Annotated in this window: 1 protein-coding gene; it reads right to left on the reverse strand. The window is 40.1% G+C overall.

Annotation, left to right across the window (positions count from 1 at the left end; translation table 11 throughout):
* Positions 1 to 261: 261 nt before the first annotated feature.
* On the reverse strand, positions 262 to 439 hold a 178-nt coding region (yaaA, locus tag AACU55_RS22145; protein WP_134707165.1), incomplete at its 5' end, for a peroxide stress protein YaaA.

Below are 439 nucleotides of genomic sequence, written 5' to 3' on the forward strand. Positions count from 1 at the left end.
GATAAGAAAGCGGTGGCTAAGCAAAAAATTGCTAAGAAAAAGAAAATCGCTAAGAAAAAGAAAGCCGTTAAGAACAAGTAATCTAACCGCCTTTCAATGATTCAATAAAAAGCCCCATGCAGTTATCTGCATGGGGCTTTTCTTTGTCTGGCTTATTATTGTCTGGCCTGTTATCAGGCTAAATAACTCGTCTCTAAGTTTAATTACAGGCTAAAGCCGAAGTAACTCGTTAACCAAGAGTGACTAATTAACCAAGAGCTATTAGTTTTGCTCTTCACGCTTGAAGACTAACTCTTTCTCGTTCGACTCTTCTTCAACGAAGTAGTAACCCGCCGTATCAAACTTGGTTAGCGCTTCCACTGAATCGATTTTGTTATCAATGATGTAGCGAGCCATCATGCCACGCGCTTTCTTCGCGTAAAAACTGATCACCTTGTAC

The organism is Rahnella sp. CJA17(1/100), from assembly GCF_963881615.1.
Taxonomy (GTDB): Bacteria; Pseudomonadota; Gammaproteobacteria; order Enterobacterales; family Enterobacteriaceae; genus Rahnella; species Rahnella aceris.